Annotated in this window: 19 protein-coding genes; 13 read left to right on the plus strand and 6 right to left on the minus strand. The window is 68.2% G+C overall.

Annotated elements, in window-relative coordinates:
* Positions 1-113: 113 nt before the first annotated feature.
* Together ACYVKR_RS04610 and ACYVKR_RS04615 are read right to left on the minus strand one after the other, a co-directional pair.
* The gene (locus tag ACYVKR_RS04610; RefSeq protein ID WP_460479628.1) at positions 114-857 is read right to left on the minus strand and encodes a DUF4253 domain-containing protein; all 744 of its coding nucleotides are present in this window, start codon (positions 855-857) and stop codon (positions 114-116) included.
* A 109-nt stretch (positions 858-966) separates the two neighbouring features.
* Positions 967-1,260 carry an acylphosphatase gene (locus tag ACYVKR_RS04615; RefSeq protein ID WP_460479629.1) on the minus strand — a complete coding sequence of 98 codons (294 nt, stop codon included), beginning with the start codon at positions 1,258-1,260 and terminating at the stop codon, positions 967-969.
* A 38-nt stretch (positions 1,261-1,298) separates the two neighbouring features.
* On the opposite strand from ACYVKR_RS04615, the gene ACYVKR_RS04620 reads away from it, so the two are divergent.
* The 10 genes from ACYVKR_RS04620 (at position 1,299) to ACYVKR_RS04665 (ending at position 10,928) form a co-directional block, all read left to right on the plus strand.
* Positions 1,299-1,547: an ATP-binding protein gene (locus ACYVKR_RS04620; RefSeq protein ID WP_460479630.1), complete on the plus strand. Its 249-nt coding sequence runs from the start codon at positions 1,299-1,301 to the stop codon at positions 1,545-1,547.
* A 38-nt stretch (positions 1,548-1,585) separates the two neighbouring features.
* A complete protein-coding gene (locus tag ACYVKR_RS04625) occupies positions 1,586-2,518 on the plus strand; it encodes a LysR family transcriptional regulator (protein WP_460479631.1) in 933 nt (310 codons plus the stop codon).
* Positions 2,515-2,961 (plus strand): DUF2214 family protein, encoded by a 447-nt coding sequence (locus ACYVKR_RS04630; protein WP_460479632.1) that lies wholly within the window; start codon positions 2,515-2,517, stop codon positions 2,959-2,961. Before ACYVKR_RS04625 ends, ACYVKR_RS04630 begins: the two co-directional genes overlap by 4 nt.
* A 142-nt stretch (positions 2,962-3,103) precedes the next feature.
* Positions 3,104-4,813: an arginine--tRNA ligase gene (gene argS / locus ACYVKR_RS04635; protein ID WP_460479633.1), complete on the plus strand. Its 1,710-nt coding sequence runs from the start codon at positions 3,104-3,106 to the stop codon at positions 4,811-4,813.
* Positions 4,814-4,837: 24 nt separating this feature from the next.
* Complete coding sequence (locus ACYVKR_RS04640) at positions 4,838-5,557, plus strand: SPOR domain-containing protein (RefSeq protein ID WP_460479634.1); 720 nt, start codon at positions 4,838-4,840, stop codon at positions 5,555-5,557.
* A 57-nt stretch (positions 5,558-5,614) separates the two neighbouring features.
* Positions 5,615-6,259, plus strand: a complete 645-nt coding sequence (locus tag ACYVKR_RS04645; RefSeq protein ID WP_460479635.1) for a thiol:disulfide interchange protein DsbA/DsbL — start codon at positions 5,615-5,617, stop codon at positions 6,257-6,259.
* 121 nt (positions 6,260-6,380) lie between these two features.
* A complete protein-coding gene (gene lptA, locus ACYVKR_RS04650; protein ID WP_460479636.1) occupies positions 6,381-7,049 on the plus strand; it encodes an LptA/OstA family protein in 669 nt (222 codons plus the stop codon).
* A gap of 23 nt (positions 7,050-7,072) precedes the next feature.
* Positions 7,073-7,846: an LPS export ABC transporter ATP-binding protein gene (gene lptB / locus ACYVKR_RS04655; protein ID WP_460480069.1), complete on the plus strand. Its 774-nt coding sequence runs from the start codon at positions 7,073-7,075 to the stop codon at positions 7,844-7,846.
* Positions 7,847-7,874: 28 nt separating this feature from the next.
* Positions 7,875-9,410 (plus strand): RNA polymerase factor sigma-54, encoded by a 1,536-nt coding sequence (locus tag ACYVKR_RS04660; protein WP_460480070.1) that lies wholly within the window; start codon positions 7,875-7,877, stop codon positions 9,408-9,410.
* Positions 9,411-9,542: 132 nt separating this feature from the next.
* Positions 9,543-10,928 (plus strand): DUF1329 domain-containing protein, encoded by a 1,386-nt coding sequence (locus ACYVKR_RS04665; protein ID WP_460479637.1) that lies wholly within the window; start codon positions 9,543-9,545, stop codon positions 10,926-10,928.
* Positions 10,929-10,938: 10 nt separating this feature from the next.
* On the opposite strand, the gene ACYVKR_RS04670 is transcribed toward ACYVKR_RS04665, so the two are convergent.
* Positions 10,939-11,838, minus strand: a complete 900-nt coding sequence (locus ACYVKR_RS04670; protein ID WP_460479638.1) for a LysR family transcriptional regulator — start codon at positions 11,836-11,838, stop codon at positions 10,939-10,941.
* 135 nt (positions 11,839-11,973) lie between these two features.
* On the opposite strand from ACYVKR_RS04670, the gene ACYVKR_RS04675 reads away from it, so the two are divergent.
* From ACYVKR_RS04675 to ACYVKR_RS04685, 3 genes are read left to right on the plus strand one after another with little or no spacing between them, the layout of a single operon-like run.
* The gene (locus ACYVKR_RS04675; protein ID WP_460479639.1) at positions 11,974-12,951 is read left to right on the plus strand and encodes a tripartite tricarboxylate transporter substrate binding protein; all 978 of its coding nucleotides are present in this window, start codon (positions 11,974-11,976) and stop codon (positions 12,949-12,951) included.
* On the plus strand, positions 12,948-13,745 hold the full coding sequence (locus ACYVKR_RS04680) for a class II aldolase/adducin head domain-containing protein (RefSeq protein ID WP_460479640.1): 798 nt from the start codon (positions 12,948-12,950) through the stop codon (positions 13,743-13,745). Before ACYVKR_RS04675 ends, ACYVKR_RS04680 begins: the two co-directional genes overlap by 4 nt.
* Before the next feature lie 20 nt (positions 13,746-13,765).
* Positions 13,766-14,812: a Fe(II)-2OG oxygenase family protein gene (locus ACYVKR_RS04685; protein ID WP_460479641.1), complete on the plus strand. Its 1,047-nt coding sequence runs from the start codon at positions 13,766-13,768 to the stop codon at positions 14,810-14,812.
* Between the two features lie 7 nt (positions 14,813-14,819).
* Here ACYVKR_RS04685 and ACYVKR_RS04690 read toward each other — a convergent pair whose 3' ends face one another.
* The 3 genes from ACYVKR_RS04690 to ACYVKR_RS04700 form a co-directional block, all read right to left on the minus strand.
* On the minus strand, positions 14,820-15,731 hold the full coding sequence (locus tag ACYVKR_RS04690; RefSeq protein WP_460479642.1) for an aspartyl/asparaginyl beta-hydroxylase domain-containing protein: 912 nt from the start codon (positions 15,729-15,731) through the stop codon (positions 14,820-14,822).
* 85 nt (positions 15,732-15,816) lie between these two features.
* Complete coding sequence (locus ACYVKR_RS04695; protein ID WP_460479643.1) at positions 15,817-17,049, minus strand: DUF711 family protein; 1,233 nt, start codon at positions 17,047-17,049, stop codon at positions 15,817-15,819.
* A 75-nt stretch (positions 17,050-17,124) separates the two neighbouring features.
* On the minus strand, positions 17,125-17,880 hold the full coding sequence (locus ACYVKR_RS04700) for a hypothetical protein (RefSeq protein WP_460479644.1): 756 nt from the start codon (positions 17,878-17,880) through the stop codon (positions 17,125-17,127).
* Between the last annotated feature and the right edge of the window lie 186 nt (positions 17,881-18,066).

Consider the following 18,066-nt stretch of genomic DNA (forward strand, 5'->3'; position numbering starts at 1 on the left):
GCGGCATTCAATTGCCAAAAAGGCGTTTTATAAATGACTTATTTGAATGTAATTGAGGCTGCAACGGCGTGAAAAACGGGCCCGGGGGCCCGCTGGGCGGGTCCGGTGGGCCCTCAGTCCCACCAGAAGTACCAGACCTTGGCGTTCAGCAGGGTCTCGGCCAGTGCGTGGAGGGTCTCGGTGCCCTGGTCCACGATGTCGTTGCAGTACAGGTACTGCTGCTGGGCCAGTTCCAGCGCCTCGGCGATGGTGGCGGGCGGGCGCGCCACGGTCATCTCGATCACGTCGTGCGTCATGCAGGCGACCTGAGCGCCGTAGCGCTCGCCCCAGTAGCGCATGAAGGCGGCGTGCACGTGGGCGGGCGGGCAGGTGTTCCAGCCGCCGAACTTGAGGTAGCAGGGCGCCTGCCAGCTGTGCTCGGTGGGCAGGATGGCGAGGAACACCTCGGGATACGGCTTGCCCTCGGCATCGCTGTAGGCATTGAAGCTCGGCAGCTCGCCATCGGGCTGGGCCTCGGCCTCCTCGTTGCCGGGGGCGGGGGCGTCGTCGGTGTCGACCAGCATCAGGTCGTCGAGCGAGACGCCGGCCGCCGTGGCTTCGCGAGGATCCGCCTCGTCGTCGGCCTCCTGCTCGAGCTGGGCCTGGGCCAGCCAGGCCTCCGGGTCCACCGCGTGCGCCTGGCTCACCAGGGCCTGCGGCGAGACCTGGGCCTGCTCGGCCATCAGGTCTTCGAGCTGCTGCAGCGCCTGCTCGTTGCCCAGGATGACGACCGTTCCCTGCTCCTGCTGCCTGAGCTGTTCATAGGTATCCAGCACCTGGGTGCCGGCCACGTCGACCAATTGGTAGGGAAAAGCCATGACCGCTCCTTTTCCTCGACTGCCCGAGGGGCTCGGGCCCGTTGCTCCGCATTGCTCCTGTCTGGCAGTGTAGTCCCAGCGGCGGCGGATGGCTATGCGCCAATCGGTATCAGATCGTCTCGCGCTGGGCGAAGCCCTGCACGGCCTCGGGCGGGGCCTCGCTGACCTCGACGCTGTCCACGCGCGCGGCGGGCGGCCCGGCGTGGGCCCAGTCGATCAGCGCCTGCACGGCCTCGGCGGGGCCGGTGGCCAGGGCCTCGACGCTGCCGTCGCTGCGGTTGCGCACCCAGCCGCTGAGGCCCAGGCGCTCGGCGGCCTGGACCATGGACTGGCGGTAGTACACCCGCTGCACCAGGCCGCGGATGCGCAGCCGGCGGGTGATGGGGGAGGGCATTTCGGACATGGGCGCTACTGTAGCGCCTGGTATGGCATGCTGCGGGCATGAACGCCCCACGGAAGGCCCTGCCCGTGATCGACCCCGGCCGCTGCACCGGCTGCGGCTGGTGCGTGGGCGTGTGCCCGCCGCACGTGCTGTCGCTGCAGGTGGCGGATGGCGGGCGCTGGGGGCCCAAGCGCTCGGTGCTGCACGACGAGCCGGGCTGCACCGGCTGCGCGCTGTGCGCGGTGCGCTGCCCCTTCGATGCCATCCGCATGGTGAAGATCAAGGCGGTGCCCGAGGCCGGCCGTTGATAATAGGAGCTTAAACCTCAGCACCCACGCCACGCCCCATGGACCGGCTCAAACAACTCGAATCTTTTGTTGCGATCGCCACGCGCGGCAGCCTGACGGCCGCGGCGAAGGCGGAGGGCGTGGCGCCCGCCATCATGGGCCGACGCCTGGATGCGCTGGAGGAGCGCCTGGGCGTCAAGCTACTGGTGCGCACCACGCGCAAGCTGACGCTCACGCACGAGGGCAGCGCCTTTCTGGAGGACTGCCAGCGCCTGCTGGTGGACCTGGCGAACGTTGAGGCCAGTGTCAGCGCCGGCGGCGTCAAGGCCACCGGGCACCTGCGCATCACCGCGCCGGCGGGGTTCGGGCGCCGCCACGTGGCGCCGCTGGTGCCGCTGTACTGGGAGCGCCACCCCGACGTGACGGTGTCGCTGAACCTGTCCGACCGCGTGGTCGACTTGGCCGGCGAGGGCTTCGACTGCGGCGTGCGCGTGGGCGACTTTCCCGATTCCTCGCTGGTCAGCGTGCGCGTGGGCGACAACCGGCGCCTGTGCGTGGCCACGCCCGAGTACCTGCGCCGCCACGGCACGCCCCAGCACCCGTCCGAGCTGGCGCAGCACCGCTGCCTCACGCTGTCGAGCGACGCCTCGCAGACCCGGGGCTGGGCCTTCCGCATTCCGGGCGAGGACGGCTCGGCCGAGGTGGTGCACTTTCGCCCCGGCGGGCCCATGGACTGCTCGGACGGCCAGGTGCTGCACGACTGGTGCCTGGGCGGCTGGGGCATCGCCTGGCGCAGCACATGGGAGGTCGAGGCCGAGGTCGCCGCGGGGCAGCTGGCCGTGGTGCTGGAGGATTTCGCCGCGGCGCCGAACGGCATCCACGTGGTGTTTCCGCAGCGTAAGCACCTGCCGCTGCGCGTGCGGCTGTGGATCGACTTTCTGCGCCACTACTATGAACAGCCCGAATTTTGGAAACAGGGAGTGAAACTATGACTTTGGAAGCCGTACTGGCCGCCGTCCACCTGGTGGCCATCCTGACGATGGTCGTGTTCCTCGCCAGCGAGGCGGCGCTGTGCCGCAACGAATGGATGAACGCCGCCGTGGTGCAGCGGCTGGCCCGGCTGGACATGATCTTCGGCATCGCCGCCATGGCCGTGCTGGCCACCGGCCTCGCGCGGGTGATGCTGGGCGCCAAGGGCGCGGGCTGGTATGTGTCGCAGCCGCTGTTCCACCTGAAGATCACGCTCTTTGTGGTGGGCGGCCTGCTGTCCATCAAGCCCACGCTGGTCTTTCGCCGCTGGCAGCGCCAGCTGCAGGCCGGCCAGGCGCTGCCCGGTGCGCAGGAAGTGCTGGCCACCCGCCGCTGGATCATGTGGCAGGCCCACCTGATTCCGGTGATCGCGGTGATCGCCGTGTTCTTTGCGCGCGGCTGGTAAGCCGCGGAACGCTCCTGTAAAAGGAGCTGTTGGCGCATATCAATAGCCAATTTCAGGTATGAATCTATTTGAAATCAAGAAATGGCAAGCGCTGGCAGCTCTCTTTTTTGAATTATTGCCCACCCCGTAAAATTCGCTCCCTATGCTATTAGTGAAACAAGAACTGCTCGCGGCCCTGTCTGCCGAGCTGGACAAGCTGCAGCCCGGCGCCGGTGCGCGCGCCGCGTTCGAATCGCCCAAGGTGGCGGCCCATGGCGACTTCGCCTGCACCGCAGCCATGCAACTGGCCAAGCCGCTGAAGGCCAACCCCCGCGCGCTGGGCGAGCAGCTCAAGGCCGCGCTCGAGGCCACGCCCGCCTTCCAGCAGTGGGTGGAGGGCATCGAGATCGCCGGCCCCGGCTTCCTGAACATCCGCCTCAAGCCCGCCGCCAAGCAGCAGGTGGTGCGCGAGGTACTGTCGCAGGGCGAGCGCTTCGGCTTCCAGCCCTCGCGCGGCGAGAAGATCCTGGTCGAGTTCGTCTCGGCCAACCCCACCGGCCCGCTGCACGTGGGCCACGGCCGCCAGGCCGCGCTGGGCGACGCCATCTGCCACCTGTACGCCACGCAGGGCTGGAACGTGCACCGCGAGTTCTACTACAACGACGCCGGCGTGCAGATCGACACGCTGACCAAGAGCACGCAGTTGCGCGCCCAAGGGTTCAAGCCCGGTGACGAGTGCTGGCCCACCGACCCGGAGAACCCGGCGAGCAAGGCCTTCTACAACGGCGACTACATCCAGGACATCGCCAACGACTTCCTGGCCAGGCAGACCGTCAAGGCCGACGACCGCGAGTTCACCGCCAACGGCGACGTGGCCGACTATGACAACGTGCGCCAGTTCGCCGTGGCCTACCTGCGCAACGAGCAGGACAAGGACCTGCAGGCCTTCAACCTGCGCTTCGACGAGTACTACCTCGAATCCAGCCTCTACACCTCGGGCCGGGTCGAGAAGACCGTGCAGCGCCTGATCGACAACGGCCATACCTACGAGCAGGACGGCGCGCTGTGGCTCAAGTCCACCGACTACGGTGACGACAAGGACCGCGTGATGCGCAAGCAGGATGGCACTTTCACCTACTTCGTGCCCGACGTGGCCTACCACATCGCCAAGTGGGAGCGGGGCTTTCACAAGGTCGTCAACATCCAGGGCACCGACCACCACGGCACCATCGCGCGCGTGCGCGCCGGCCTGCAGGCGGCTGGCGTCGGCATCCCCCAGGGCTACCCCGACTACGTGCTGCACACCATGGTGCGCGTCGTCAAGGGTGGCGAAGAGGTCAAGATCAGCAAGCGCGCCGGCAGCTACGTCACGCTGCGCGACCTGATCGAGTGGACCAGCAAGGACGCGGTGCGCTTCTTCCTGCTCAGCCGCAAGCCCGACACCGAGTACACCTTCGACGTCGACCTGGCCGTGGCCCAGAACAACGACAACCCCGTGTACTACGTGCAGTACGCCCATGCGCGCATCTGCTCGGTGCTGCGCGGCTGGCAGGAGCAGGGCGGCGCCGGCGTACCCGCGCTGCAGGGCGTGGACCTGTCGGCGCTGCAGGGCCCGCAGGCCCAGGCGCTGATGCTGCAACTGGCCAAGTACCCCGAGATGCTCACGGCCGCCGCCGACGGCAACGCCCCGCACGATGTAACTTTTTATTTGCGCGACTTGGCGGCCTGCTATCACAGTTACTATGACGCCGAGCGCATCCTGGTCGACGACGAACCCGTCAAGCTGGCGCGTCTGGCCTTGGTGGCCGCTACCGCGCAGGTGCTGCGCAACGGCCTCGCCACGCTGGGCGTCAGTGCGCCGGAGCGCATGTAATTGCAGAGAGAAGCGAGACCGTTCATGCGACAACATCAACGCGGGGGCACCATCCTGGGGCTGATCCTGGGCCTGCTCGTGGGCCTGGGCGCGGCGCTGGCCGTGGCCATCTACGTCACCAACGTGCCGGTGCCCTTCGTCAACAAGGCTGGCGTGCGCGGCGACGCCAAGGACAAGGAAGAGCAGCAGCGCAACCAGAACTGGGACCCGAACTCGCCGCTGTATGGCAAGAACCCCGCGCGCAGCTCCACGCCTGCGGTGCAGGGCGTGGTCGTGCCCGAGCCGCCCAAGCCCGGCGCCGATACCGCGCCGCCGCCCACGCCGCCCGTGGCCAACAAGCCCGAGGTGGTGCTGCCCGACAGCAAGACGGCTGCCGGCGACAAGCCCGCGACGGACAAGCCCGGCGACAAGACCACCACCGCCAAGACCGACCCCAAGGCCGGCCCCTCGGCCGATCCGCTGGGCGACCTGGCCAAGGCGCGCAGCGCCGCCGCCGGCGGTGCCGATCCGTTCCAGTACTTCGTGCAGGCCGGTGCCTTCCGCACCCAGGGCGACGGCGAGGCGCAGCGCGCCAAGCTGGCCATGATGGGCTGGGAGGCCCGCGTGACCGAGCGCGAGGTCAACGGCCGCGTGGTCTACCGCGTGCGGGTGGGCCCCTTCGCCAAGCGCGACGACGCCGACGGCCTCAAGGGCAAGCTCGACGGCGCCGGCATCGACGCGCAGATCGTGCGCGTGCAGCGTTGAACTTTTTTCCGGCCCGGCCACTCCTACACCGACCATTGCATCAGGAGCATCCTTTTTATGAAACGCCGTGACTTCTCGTTGACCGCCGCTTCGGTGGCTGCCGCATCCCTGGCCCTGCCCACGCAGGGTGCCCTGGCCCAGGCCAAGTTCCAGGAAGGCAAGGACTATGTCAAGCTGCGCACGCCGGTCACCCCGGAAGCGCCGGCCGGCAAGGTCGACGTGATTGAGTTCTTCTGGTACAGCTGCCCGCACTGCAATGCCTTCGAGCCCCAGTTCGAAGCCTGGGTCAAGGGCGCGCCCAAGCACATTCAGGTGCGCCGCGTGCCCATCGCCTTCAACAACACCTTCATCCCGCAGCAGAAGATCTACTTCGCGCTGGAAGCCATGGGCAAGATCCCCGAGGTGCATGAGAAGGTGTTCCGCGCCATCCACGTGGAGCGCCAGCGCCTGAACAAGGACGACGAGATCTTCGCCTTCATGGAAAAGCAGGGCGTGGACGGCGCCAAGTTCAAGGAGGTCTACAACTCCTTCTCGGTGGCCAGCCAGGTGCGCAAGGCCACCCAACTGCAGGAGGCCTACGGCGTCGAGGGCGTGCCCGCGATGGGCGTGGCCGGCAAGTACTACACCGATGGCACGCGCGCCGGCTCGATGGCCAATGTGCTGAAGGTGGTCGAGTACCTGGCGGCCCAGTCCAAGGCATAAACCATCCGCCCGTGGGGGCATCGCCCCACCCGCGCAAAGCCCGCATCCGCGGGCTTTGTACTTTTTCGGCGAGGCGGCGGGCAGGCTGGCTACAATCGTTGGAGCAAAAAACATGCCGCTTATGAAGATTCGCTTAATTTCACGGGTTCTTGCCCTGGCCGTACTGGCCTGGGCCGCGGGCGCGCATGCGGAGAAAGCCGACCGCATGAAGCCCATGAACATCGAGGCCGACTCCGGCCAGCACGACGAGCTCAAGCAGACCAGCGTGTTCACCGGCAACGTGGTGGTGACCAAGGGCACCATCGTGATCCGTGGCGAGAAGCTCGAGGTCAGCCAGGACCGCGACGGCTACCAGCGCGGCGTGGTGACGGCCGGCGCTGGCAAGCTGGCGTTCTTCCGCCAGAAGCGCGACACCCTGCCGGGCGCGCCCGCCGAGTACATCGAGGGCGAAGGCGACGTCATCACCTACGACGGCCGCGACGACACCGTGCACCTGAACCGCCGTGCCGAGCTGCGGCGCTACCGCGAAACCGCGCTGACCGACCAGGTCAGCGGCTCGGTCATCGTCTACAACAACCTGAGCGACACCTTCACCGTCAACGGCCAGAAGACCGCGCAGGCCAGCGACACCAAGCCGGGCGCCGCCAAGGGCGGCCGGGTGCGCGTGATGCTGTCGCCCAAGGACCCGCAGGGCGGCAGCGGCAACGGAGCCAAGCCCGCCACGCCGCCCGCTTCCGGGGCCGGCACCGAGCTGCGGCCCAGCCAACAGCTGAACGAAGGAAGCAAGTGACCGCGGCCGAGCCTGTCAGCACCATCGCGGTGCGCGAATTGGCCACGGGCAGCGACCAGAGCTGCCTCGAAGTGCGCCACCTGCAGAAGTCCTACGGCAGCCGCAAGGTGGTCAAGGACGTGTCGCTGTCCGTGCGCAAGGGCGAGGTCGTCGGCCTGCTGGGCCCCAACGGCGCGGGCAAGACCACGTCGTTCTACATGATCGTCGGCCTGGTGCGCAGCGACGCGGGCGATATCCTGATCGACGGCCACTCGGTGGCCAACATGCCCATCCACCAGCGCTCGCAGCTCGGCCTGTCGTACCTGCCGCAGGAAGCCTCGATCTTCCGCAAGCTCAGCGTCGAGGACAACGTGCGCGGCGTGCTCGAGCTGCAGCGCGACGAGGCGGGCCGCCCGCTGGCGCGCAGCGAGATCGAGCGCCGCCTGACCTCGCTGCTGCAGGAGCTGCGCGTGGAGCACCTGCGCGAATCGCCGGCCCTGGCGCTGTCCGGCGGCGAGCGCCGGCGCGTGGAAATCGCCCGGGCGCTGGCCACGCAGCCGCGCTTCATCCTGCTGGACGAGCCCTTCGCCGGCATCGACCCGATCGCGGTGATCGAGATCCAGCGCATCGTCGGCTTCCTGAAGGACCGCGGCATCGGCGTGCTCATCACCGACCACAACGTGCGCGAGACCCTGGGCATCTGCGACCACGCCTGCATCATCAGCGACGGCCGGGTGCTGGCGCAGGGCACGCCGCAGGAGATCGTCGAGAACGCCGACGTGCGCCGGGTGTACCTGGGCGAACACTTCCGCATGTGACTCCCGAACAGGTCTTCGAGTCGTGTCCATGATGCCCGGCCTGTCGCTCAAGGTTTCGCAGAGCCTGACGCTGACCCCCCAATTGCAGCAATCCATTCGGCTGCTGCAGCTGTCCACCCAGGAGCTGCAGCAGGAAGTGGAGCAGATGCTCGACGAAAACCCGTTCCTGGAGCGGGCCGAAGACGAGGCCGATGCACCCGCCGAGCGCGAGCCGGCAGCGAACGAGGCTGCTTCTGATTTTGTAGCTGATGGCGCTTATGAATCAAGCGCCACAGCCGAATTTGATACAGAACCCGTGGCCGAGGTCAGCGCCGAGGCCCTGCCCTGGGAAGGCGACGACGGCCGCGATACCGCCGCCGAGGACTGGGGCGGCGACATGCCGGCGCGCGGCGCCGGCACCGACGACGAGGACTATTCGGCCCTCGACCACACCCACGCCCACGAGTCGCTGCAGGACGTGCTGCACCGCCAGGCGCTGGCGCTGCGGCTGTCGGCCGAGGATCGGGCGGCGCTGTACTTTTTGATCGAATCGCTCACCGACGATGGCTACCTCGAGGAGTCGCTTGCCGAGCTGGCCGAAGGCCTGGTCGACGCCAGCGATGCCGAGGCGCTGGACGAGGCGCTGCACCACCTGACGGTGGCGCTGCGCCTGCTGCAGAGCCTGGACCCGGTGGGCGTGGGCGCGCGCAACCTGCAGGAATGCCTGGTGCTGCAGCTCAAGGCGCTGCAGCGCGCGCAGGCCGGGCCCGCCGAGGCGCTGGAGACGGCCCTGCTGGTCTGCCACGAATCGCTCGACCTGCTGGCGCGCCGCGACGTGCGCAAGCTGGTGCAGCTCACCGGCTGCAAGGAGGCCGCGGTGCGCGAGGCCATGGCGCTGATCGCCGGGCTGGAGCCGCGCCCGGGCCGCCCCTATGCCAACGTGGAGCGCAACGTGATCGTGCCCGACGTGATCGTGCGCCCGGCCGCGGCCACGCGCGCCGGCCAGCCGCAGTGGCGGGTGCAGCTCAACCCCGAGGTGATGCCCAAGCTGCGCGTGCACGACGTCTACGCCAGCGCGCTGCGCGGCCACAAGGGCGGCCATGCCGGCATGCAGCAGCGCTTGCAGGAGGCGCGCTGGTTCATCAAGAACATCCAGCAGCGCTTCGACACCATCCTGCGCGTGTCGCAGGCCATCGTCGAGCGGCAGAAGAACTTCTTCGTGCACGGCGAGCTGGCCATGCGGCCCATGGTGCTGCGCGAGATCGCCGACGAGCTGGGCCTGCACGAATCGACCATCAGCCGCGTGACCACCGCCAAGTACATGGCCACGCCGCAGGGCACCTTCGAGCTGAAATACTTCTTCGGCTCGGGCCTGGGCACCGAGACCGGCGGCAGCGCGTCGAGCACGGCGGTCAAGGCGCTGATCAAGCAGCTGCTCGACGCCGAGAGCCCGGCCAAGCCGCTGTCGGACAGCAAGATCGCCGAGCTGCTGCAGCAGCAGGGCATCGAATGCGCCCGCCGCACCGTGGCCAAGTACCGCGAGGCGCTGCGGATTCCGCCCGCCAACCTGCGCAAGGCGCTGTAGCGCGCATCCGCGACAGCTCCGCGTTTACCCTAGTCCCATCGGACGATTCCCGGCTCTCCACCCGCTTCGAGAATGGGTTTCACTCGCCGCACCGTGTGCGGCTTCTCGACATTGGAAGAGGGATCCGAAGGAATGCAAGCAAGAAACAAGGGAACAGCGGCTGCGCTGTGCATGGGCCTGCTGGCGGCAGGCGCCGCGATGGCCAAGGTGCCGGCCGCCGAGGCGGATCGCCTGGGCAAGGACCTGACCTGCACCGGCGCGACCAAGGCCGGCAATGCCGACGGCAGCATCCCTGCCTTCACCGGCAAGATCCTGGGCGTGCCGCCCGGCGTGCAGTTCACCAAGTCGGTCGGCCAGTTCCAGCCCGACATCTATGCCGGCGAAAAGCCGCTGTTCGAGATCACGGCCGCCAACATGGCCCAGTACGCGGACAAGCTCAGCGAAGGCCAGAAGGCGCTGCTCGCCAAGTTCCCGGCCAGCATGCGCCTGCCGGTCTATCCCGGCCACCGCGATTTCCGCTACGACGATGCCGTCTGCGCCGTCGCCAAGCGCAATGCCACCGAGGCCGAGGTGGTCAGCGATGGCTACGGGGTCAAGGGCTTCATGGGCGCGCTGCCCTTTCCCTTCCCCAAGACCGGGGCTGAACTGCTCTGGAACACCATGATGCCCAGCCGCGCGTATACCGAGGAGGTGCTGCGCGATCTGGCCATCGTCAGCCCCAACGGCAGCACCGCCTGGGGACGCACCAACTACGTGCAGCTGAGCAACTACGACAGCCCCGCCAACCTGGGCAAGCCCGGCACCGCCACCGGCGACTACTACGCCTGGGTGACGAACTACACGCAGCTGCCCGAGCGCGAGAAAGGCAGCGTGGTGCTGTCCATCGAGCCCATGAATTTCGGCTCCCACAAGCGCCTGGCCTGGAACTACGATTCCGGCACCCGCCGCGTGCGCCAGCTGCCCGAGTTCGGCTTCGACCAGCCGTTGCCAGGCTCCAGCGGCAAGGTGCCGATCGACGCCGAGCGCCTGTTCAATGGCTCGCCCGAGCGCTACGAATGGAGCCTGCAGGGCAAGCGCGAGATGTTCATCCCCGCGAACACCTTCCGCCTGCACCAGCCGATCAAGTACGCCGACCTGCTCAAGACCGGCCACCTGAACCCCGACTACCGCCGCTACGAGCTGCGCCGCGTCTGGGTGCTGGAAGGCAAGCTCAAGTCCGGCTACCGCCACGTGTACTCCAAGCGCATGCTCTACATCGACGAGGACACCGGCCACGCCGTCTCCAGCGACTTCTACGATGCCCGCGGCCAGCTGTGGCAGTACGGCGAGATCAACTACTACTACGCCTTCGACACCAAGAAGTGGCACTCGGGCACCGGGGTCTATCACGACCTGAGCAATGGCTCGTACGTGGCGATGAACCTGTTCCAGGAACGCGGCAAGGCCCCGATCCTGGACAAGGGCGACCTCAAGCCCAGCCAGTTCACGCCCGAGGCCATCCGCAACCTGGGCAACTGACGGAGTCAGGTCACAGCGCCATCTGCTGCCCGGCCTGCAGCATGGCGTCGCGGAACTCCTGCGTCAGCGCCGACAGGTAGCCCTGCTCGCGCCACAGCAGCGCGAGGTCGTGCTGCCAGCGCATGCCTTCTCCGGGCAGGCCCACCAGCCCGGCGCCCTCGGGCTGGGCCAGCGTGTGCAGCGGCAGCATGCCGATCAGGTCGCTGTGGCGCATCAGTTCGGTGAAGGCCAGTTGCGAGCCATTGCTCTCGACCGCGATGCGTGGCGGCGGCAGGCCCAGGTGTACGAAGCGCTGGTTCAGCCACTGGCGCAGGTAGATGGAGCTGGCCGGCATGATCCAGCGCTCGCGCGCCAGGTCGGCAAAGCCGCGCAGCCCGTCCAGGCGCGGGTGGCTGGCGCTGACCACGATCTGCACCTGCAGCGCGCCGATGGGCGCGACCGCGATGCCGGTGGGAATCTCGTCCGGGATCGACGCGCACACCAGGTCGACCTCGCCGGTCTGCAGCTGGGCCAGCAGGTGCGGGCTCAGGCTGGTGGAGATCGAGAAGGTGGCCAGCGGGCGTGACGCCAGAAAGCGGCGCATCACCGGCGACACCAGGCTGGGCAGCAGGTGTGGCAGCGTGGCCAGCCGCACCTTGCCGGCGCGCGCGGCGTGCATGTCGCCCATCTCGGCGTGCATGGCGTCCAGCGTGATCGAGATGTTCTGCGCATACCGGGCAAAGGTCTGGCCCAGCTCGGTCAGCCTCACGCCCTGACGCGAGCGGTCGAACAGCTTGAGCCCGGTCTCGGCCTCAAGCCGGGCCAGGGTCTTGGTCAGGGTCGACTGCGACACGCCCAGCTCGGCGGCCGCCTGGTTCAGGCTGGGAAAGCGGGTGACCGCCTGGAAGGTCTGCAGGTCTTCAATGCGCATGGTGGTAGCCCGGATATTCTCACAAGGCATTGCTGTGTCCACTTGTGGGAATTACCAAGGCGGGATGTCTTTCCTACACTGAAAAAAGCCCCAACAGCCGCGAACCAGCGGCAAGGCCATTCTTCAGGAGACACCATGCAACCACAGGGATTCAGCAGCCGGCGCGACTGGCTCAAGCTCGCGGCCGGCTGCGGCGCGGCGCTGTGCGCACCGCTGGGCCGGGCGGCCCCGGCCTGGCCCGCCAGGCCGGTGAGCCTCATCGTGCCCTTTCCGGCCGGCGGGCCCATCGATGCGCAGATGCGGGCGCTGGCCCATGCGCTGTCGGCCCAGGGGCCGTCGGTCGTGGTGCTGAACCAGCCCGGTGCCACTGGCACGCTCGGCCCCACGACGATGGCCCGGGCCGCACCCGATGGCGCGACGCTAGCGGTGATCACCACCGCGGTCTTCCGCCTGCCGCACCTGCAGAAGGTGAGCTACGACCCGCTCAAGGACTTCAGCTACATCGCCGGGCTGACCAGCTACACCTATGCGGTGTCGGTGCCGGTGGGCTTGCGCTGGAAGAGCCTGGCCGAGGTGATCGCCTACGCCAAGGAGAACCCCGGCAAGCTCAACGTGGCGGCCGTGGGCACTGGCTCGCTGGGCCAGATCGCCACCAACCAGTGGCAGAAGCAGGCCGGCATCGCGGTGAACTACGTGCCGTTCAAGGGCGGCGCCGATGCCATGACCGCGCTGCTCGGCGGCCATGTGGACGTGATGTTCGAGGCCGGTTGGGGCGCGATGGCGCAGGCCGGCAAGGTGCGCCTGCTGGCGGTGGCCGAGCCCAGGCGGCTGCCGGGCTGGCCCGATGTGCCCACGCTGGCCGAGCTGGGCTGCGACATCACGGTGCAGTCGGTCATCGGCATCGCCGGCCCGCGCAGCATGGACGCCGCGCTGGTCGCCAGCATCCAGGAGGCCATCCAGCGCGCCACCGGCGACGGCAACTACCAGCGCGCGCTGGCCATCGAGTCCATGCCCAACCGCTTCCTGGGCGCGCGCGACTACACCGACTACGCGGCACGCCAGTTCGCGGCCGACCGCGAGAACATCCGCGCGCTGGGCCTGGCCATCCAATGACGGCGCACACGCAAGCGGCGGCGCTGGCCGCCGAGTATGACGCGGGTGTCTGGAGCGCGCGGGGCGTGGGCGAGGCCGAATGGCGGCTGCGCCAGGACCTGGCGGCGCTGTACCGCGCGGTGCACCGCTATGGCATGAGCGACCTGATCTACAACCACATCACGGCCCGCGTGCCCGGCGAGGACGACGCGATCCTGCTCAACCCCTACGGGCTGCTGTACACCGAGGTCAGCGCATCGAACCTGTTCAAGATCCGCCTGAACGGCGACATCCTGTACGAGCCCGACATCGGCCTGGGCCTGAACCCGGCGGCCTATGTGATCCACACCGCCGTGCACGCGGCGCGCCACGATCTGCAATGCGTGCTGCACGTGCACACGCGGGCCAGCACGGCGGTGTCGGCCATGGAGTGCGGGCTGCTGCCGCTGTCGCAGCAGGCCTGCCTGTTCCACGGTCGCATCGCCTACCACGACTTCAGCGGCCCCGAGGTACTGCTGTCGCAGCAGCAGCGGCTGGTGCAGGACCTGGGCGACCGCCACGTCGCCATCCTGCGCAACCACGGCCTGCTGGTGGGCGGGCGCACCATCGCCGAGGCCTTCTTCCACCTGTACTGGCTGGAGTCGGCCTGCCGCATCCAGGTCGATGCGATGGCCGCCGGCCAGCTGCGGCAGGCCGACGCTGCCGCCGTGCAATCCACGCGCGAGGCCTTCGCCCGCGTGCCCATCCGCGGTGACCGCGAATGGGCGGCCATCCGCCGCGAGATGGACCGGCTGGACCCCAGCTACCGCGATTGAAACTTTCGAGAGGAACTCCCATGCCAAGCACTTTTGCCGAAGCTTCGGCCGGCTTTGCCGTGCCCGCATCCGTCCACCAACTGGGCGACGCCGTGGATTGCCACGAGCGCGCGCCGGGCCAGGCGCCGCTGTTCATCTGCTGCCGCGAAGGCGGGCCGCTGGCCGAGCGCCAGGCCTTCCTGGACTGGGTGCGCGCCTCGCGCCCGGCGCTGGACCGGCTGATCGTCGCGCACGGCGGCATCGTGCTGCGCGGCTTTCCGCTGGCGGAGACCGAGGACTTCGGCGCGCTGACCGCGCTGTTCCCGCAGTTCTCGGGCAGCTACGAGGGCGGCCGCGCGCCGCGCAAGGCCATCCAGGGCCAGGTGATGGAATCGACGCGCCTGGCCAGCTCGGTGCGGCTGGCCATCCATTCCGAGATGGCCTACATGCGCGACTACCCGCGGCGCATCGCCTTCTTCTCGCGGCAGACGGCGACCGAGGGCGGCGAGACCATCATCGGCGACATGCGCGGCTTCGTCGCCGCCATGCCGGCGGCCATCCGCGGCAAGCTGGAGCAGCTGGGTACGCGCATGACGCGCAATTTCGGCCCGCCCAGCCAAGCGCTGGACGACAGCTATGCCGACATGGACCAGCGCGGCTGGAACCAGGCCTTCTTCACCGAGGAGCGCGCCGAGGTCGAGCGCATCTGCGCCGCCAAGGACCTGCAGCCGCTGTGGCACGACGACGGCAGCCTCACGGTCTTCAATGACCTGGAGCCCTTCGTCACGCACCCGGTGACCGGCCAGACGCTGTACCGCTCGGTCATCCACATGCGGCCGCAGGTCGAGGATGCGGCGCGCAGCCAGGCCTACCGCCAGCACCAGAAGTACCAGACCGGCGCGTCGCTCGGCAATGGCGAACGGCTGAACGCAGAGGAGGTGGCACAGATGGAAGCGCTGTGCGACCGCTTCACCCACCAGTGGCCCTGGCAGGACGGCGACGTGATGGTGCTCGACAACCTGCAGGTCTGGCACGGCCGCAACCCGTACCGCGGCCCGCGCGAGGTGCAGGTGGCGTTGCTCGACTAGAGCCTGATTACCACCAGATGAAGGCCGCGACCGCGCCGATCATCAGCCCGAACTTGGTGAGCTTGTAGGCCGTCGGGCTCCAGGCCTTGTAGCGGCGGCGGTACTGGCCCATGTAGAACGAGATCTTGAACAGCTTGCTGATCAGGCCGCGCGGGTCGCCCTCGTTGTTGGGCGAGCTGGCGGCCGACACCACGTTCTTGCCCAGCCAGTGGTTGAGCCACTGCGCGAAGCGGTTGGTCATGGGCCGTTCCACGTCGCAGAACAGCACGATGCGGTTGCCTTCGCTGCGGTTCTCGGCCCAGTGCATGTAGGTCTCGTCGAAGACCACGCCTTCACCCTCGCGCCAGCTGTAGGGCTGGCCGTCGACCTCGATCATGCAGCGGTCGTCGTTGGGCGCCAGCACCGCGAGGTGGTAGCGCAGCGAGCCGGCATACGGGTCGCGGTGCAGGTTGAGCTTGGCGCCTGGCGGCAGCTCGGCGAACATGGCCGCCTTCACGTTCGGGATGGACTTGACCAGGGCCGTGGTCTTGGGGCACAGCTCCATGGCCGACGGGTGCGCATCGCCGTACCACTTGAGGTAGAAGCGCTTCCAGCCGGTCTTGAAGAAGGAGTTGAAGCCCGCGTCGTCGTTGTTGGCCGCGGCCTTGATCTGCATGTTCCTCTGCAGGTTGACGGCTTCCTCGCGGATCTCGCGCCAGTTCGCCTGCAGCGGCGCCAGCTCGGGGAAGGTGCTGGTGGGCAGGTAGGGCGTGCGCGGCACCTTCGAGAAGGCCAGCATGAAGACGTTGAACGGCGCCGTGAACGTCGAGTGGTCGAACAGCTGGCGCAGCACCTTGTGCCGCACCTTACCGCGCAGGTGCATGTATAGCCCGCAGCCGAAAAAGAGCAGCACCAGTGCCAGGACGATGATTTTTGCCATAACCGCCGATTTTACCGGGGCACCCCGCCCGGCGGCCAGGGGCGGGATCAAGCGCGCTGGCGGTGGGGAATTAGCGGGGCAGTCCTCAGGGCAGGGCCAGCACGGCGCAGTTGCACAGGTCCGCGCTCTCGAAGGCCGTGCGGTCGCCGGCCGCGAGCCCCGGCACGGGGAACAGCCGCACGGTCAGCGGCTTGTTCAGACGGAAGGCCATGGTGCCGGTGTCGCGCATGACGGCGGCGATCTGCCCGGCGCTGCTGTCGCCGGGGATGGGCACGGTATCGAGGCCGATGCCGCAGACGCTGCTGTAGGTCAGCAGCGCGCGGATGTCGAACTCGCCGTCGAGGCTGGCCTGGGCCAGGCCTGCGTCCTCGGTGACGGCCAGCATCAGGCCGCTGAAGCCGATCTGCGTGACGCCGGCCACCGACTTGAACACCCGCGTCAGCAGCGCCGAGGCTTCCACCGTGCCGCTGGCGCCAAAGTGGGGCACGCCCAGCAGCCGGTAGACATCGACCATGGAGGCGCAGGACTTGGACGGCGCGGCCGAGGTGTCCATGCCCGCGATATGCCAGCCGGCAGCCAGGGCAACGCCGTCGGCGCAGCGCTGGATGGCCGTGGCGTGCTGCGTGAGCGACTGGCTCAGGCGGTCAAAGGCCAACTGCATCCAGGCGGCATGGTCCAGCTGCTCGCGCCGGGCCTGCAGTTCGCCGAGTTCGGCCACCAGCAGGTCCGGCGTCTCCAGGCCCAGCACCAGGGCGCCGTGGTGCTGGCCGCGGTGGTAGCTGGCCGGAAAGTACGGAATGCCGGGCGCGCAGTTGAAGTTGACCGTGAAGTTGAAATTGCCTTCGCCGCGCGGCGTGGTGCGCGCGATCTGCTGGATAGCCTGCACGCTGGCGTGCAGCAGCTCGCCCTGCAGGAAGCCATTGCCGTCCAGGTCGATGTTGACGCAGGCATTGCACAGGTCGCCGTAGGAAGCAATGAGCCGGGGCAGCAGCGCGATCTCCTGCGCGCTGCGTGCTTCGCCGATGGCAAAGCGGATGCGGCGCTTGCCGGTGTTGATGGCGTTCAGCGTCTGGGTGATGCGCTGCAGGCCGGCCAGGGCGGTGTCCGCGCCCGAGACATCGAGGAACTCGCCGAACGGGTTGCTCACGATGCGGATGGACTGCACCTGGTAGCCACTGGCCTCGATGGCGTCGGCCACGGCGTCGCACTGCTGCTTGGCCTGTGCCAGGCAGGCCTGCCATTGCTGCGCGTCGGGCGGCAGGTTGATGAAGGCAGTGACGGTGCGCACGCGGACCAGGGGATGGAAGGCGGGGTTCATGGGGTGGACGGCTGTTTGCTCATTTATAGATAGCTGCTCGCGCTTTATGGATAAGCGCTGGAGGTCAATTTGGCTTCAAGCCTTGGGCTGCTGCGCAAACGCCGCGCTCAGGCGCTTGAGCATGTCGCGGTTCAGCTCGCGCTGCTGGCGCGTCCAGGGCGTCATGGCCTTCTGCAGTTCGGCCTGCAGCCGGTTGGCCGCGGCCCAGTCGCCGCGGTCGGCGGCCCAGATGGCGTATTCGGCGGTCACGTCGAAGCTGCCCGATTGCGCGCGCACGAAGTCGAAGGACTTGCGCGCCATCTCGTCGTCGCCCTGCGCCGCATAGGCCTTGGCCACCAGCAGGCCCACGGCCTCGGCGCGGTAGTGCACATCGGTCTGCGCGATGGTCTGCAGGTGGCGCAGCGCATCCACCGGCTGGCCGGCGTCGTAGGCGGCCTGGGCTGCGCCCCAGCGGATGTCCAGGTCGTTGGCGAACGGGCCCTTCATGCTGGCCTCGAAGTGCTGCAGGGCCTGCGCGGCCTGGCCGGTGGCGAGCAGGGCCTGGGCCAGGCGCACCTCGTTCTGCGCGGTGGGGCTGTAGTCGAACGCGGCCTGGGCCTCGCGCACCTCGCGCGTGGGGTCCAGCGCCTTCACCGCCGTGCTGGCCAGCCGCGTGGCCTGGCGCTGCAGCCGCGAGCTGGGCAGGTAGATGGCCAGGAAATAGATCAGGCTGCCCAGCAGCGGGAACGCCAGCAGGACGAACAGCCAGTACATCTGCTGTCCGGTGCGCACCGCGTGCACGGCAAAGAAGATGGCGACGATCAGGTGCAGGCCGATTCCGGCAAATGGCATGGTGCTGGTCCTTGGGAAATCTCGATGGCCGGAGTTTAGTACCCCTCGGCGCCTGCCGCCGGGGAGACAGCCATGGGCCGCTGCCAGCGGCGAAACCTGGTGTGGAAATGCGTATTCCACTCCTGAAAGTGGAGCGGGGATTTCAGCATTGGCAAGGTATTCATGGATTTGGTGCCGCAGCATGTA

Source organism: Comamonas humi (assembly GCF_054782535.1).

What these genes read in the sequence shown, in the direction of transcription:
- argS (WP_460479633.1), top strand. Translation starts at nt 3,104, where the DNA reads ATGCTATTAGTGAAACAAGAACTGCTCGCGGCCCTGTCTGCCGAGCTG.
- ACYVKR_RS04640 (WP_460479634.1), top strand. Translation starts at nt 4,838, where the DNA reads ATGCGACAACATCAACGCGGGGGCACCATCCTGGGGCTGATCCTGGGC.
- ACYVKR_RS04620 (WP_460479630.1), top strand. Translation starts at nt 1,299, where the DNA reads ATGAACGCCCCACGGAAGGCCCTGCCCGTGATCGACCCCGGCCGCTGC.
- ACYVKR_RS04695 (WP_460479643.1), bottom strand. Translation starts at nt 17,049, where the DNA reads ATGAACCCCGCCTTCCATCCCCTGGTCCGCGTGCGCACCGTCACTGCC.
- ACYVKR_RS04645 (WP_460479635.1), top strand. Translation starts at nt 5,615, where the DNA reads ATGAAACGCCGTGACTTCTCGTTGACCGCCGCTTCGGTGGCTGCCGCA.
- ACYVKR_RS04665 (WP_460479637.1), top strand. Translation starts at nt 9,543, where the DNA reads ATGCAAGCAAGAAACAAGGGAACAGCGGCTGCGCTGTGCATGGGCCTG.
- ACYVKR_RS04680 (WP_460479640.1), top strand. Translation starts at nt 12,948, where the DNA reads ATGACGGCGCACACGCAAGCGGCGGCGCTGGCCGCCGAGTATGACGCG.
- ACYVKR_RS04625 (WP_460479631.1), top strand. Translation starts at nt 1,586, where the DNA reads ATGGACCGGCTCAAACAACTCGAATCTTTTGTTGCGATCGCCACGCGC.
- ACYVKR_RS04660 (WP_460480070.1), top strand. Translation starts at nt 7,875, where the DNA reads ATGATGCCCGGCCTGTCGCTCAAGGTTTCGCAGAGCCTGACGCTGACC.
- ACYVKR_RS04670 (WP_460479638.1), bottom strand. Translation starts at nt 11,838, where the DNA reads ATGCGCATTGAAGACCTGCAGACCTTCCAGGCGGTCACCCGCTTTCCC.
- ACYVKR_RS04675 (WP_460479639.1), top strand. Translation starts at nt 11,974, where the DNA reads ATGCAACCACAGGGATTCAGCAGCCGGCGCGACTGGCTCAAGCTCGCG.
- ACYVKR_RS04685 (WP_460479641.1), top strand. Translation starts at nt 13,766, where the DNA reads ATGCCAAGCACTTTTGCCGAAGCTTCGGCCGGCTTTGCCGTGCCCGCA.
- lptA (WP_460479636.1), top strand. Translation starts at nt 6,381, where the DNA reads ATGAAGATTCGCTTAATTTCACGGGTTCTTGCCCTGGCCGTACTGGCC.
- ACYVKR_RS04690 (WP_460479642.1), bottom strand. Translation starts at nt 15,731, where the DNA reads ATGGCAAAAATCATCGTCCTGGCACTGGTGCTGCTCTTTTTCGGCTGC.
- ACYVKR_RS04615 (WP_460479629.1), bottom strand. Translation starts at nt 1,260, where the DNA reads ATGTCCGAAATGCCCTCCCCCATCACCCGCCGGCTGCGCATCCGCGGC.
- ACYVKR_RS04700 (WP_460479644.1), bottom strand. Translation starts at nt 17,880, where the DNA reads ATGCCATTTGCCGGAATCGGCCTGCACCTGATCGTCGCCATCTTCTTT.
- ACYVKR_RS04630 (WP_460479632.1), top strand. Translation starts at nt 2,515, where the DNA reads ATGACTTTGGAAGCCGTACTGGCCGCCGTCCACCTGGTGGCCATCCTG.
- ACYVKR_RS04610 (WP_460479628.1), bottom strand. Translation starts at nt 857, where the DNA reads ATGGCTTTTCCCTACCAATTGGTCGACGTGGCCGGCACCCAGGTGCTG.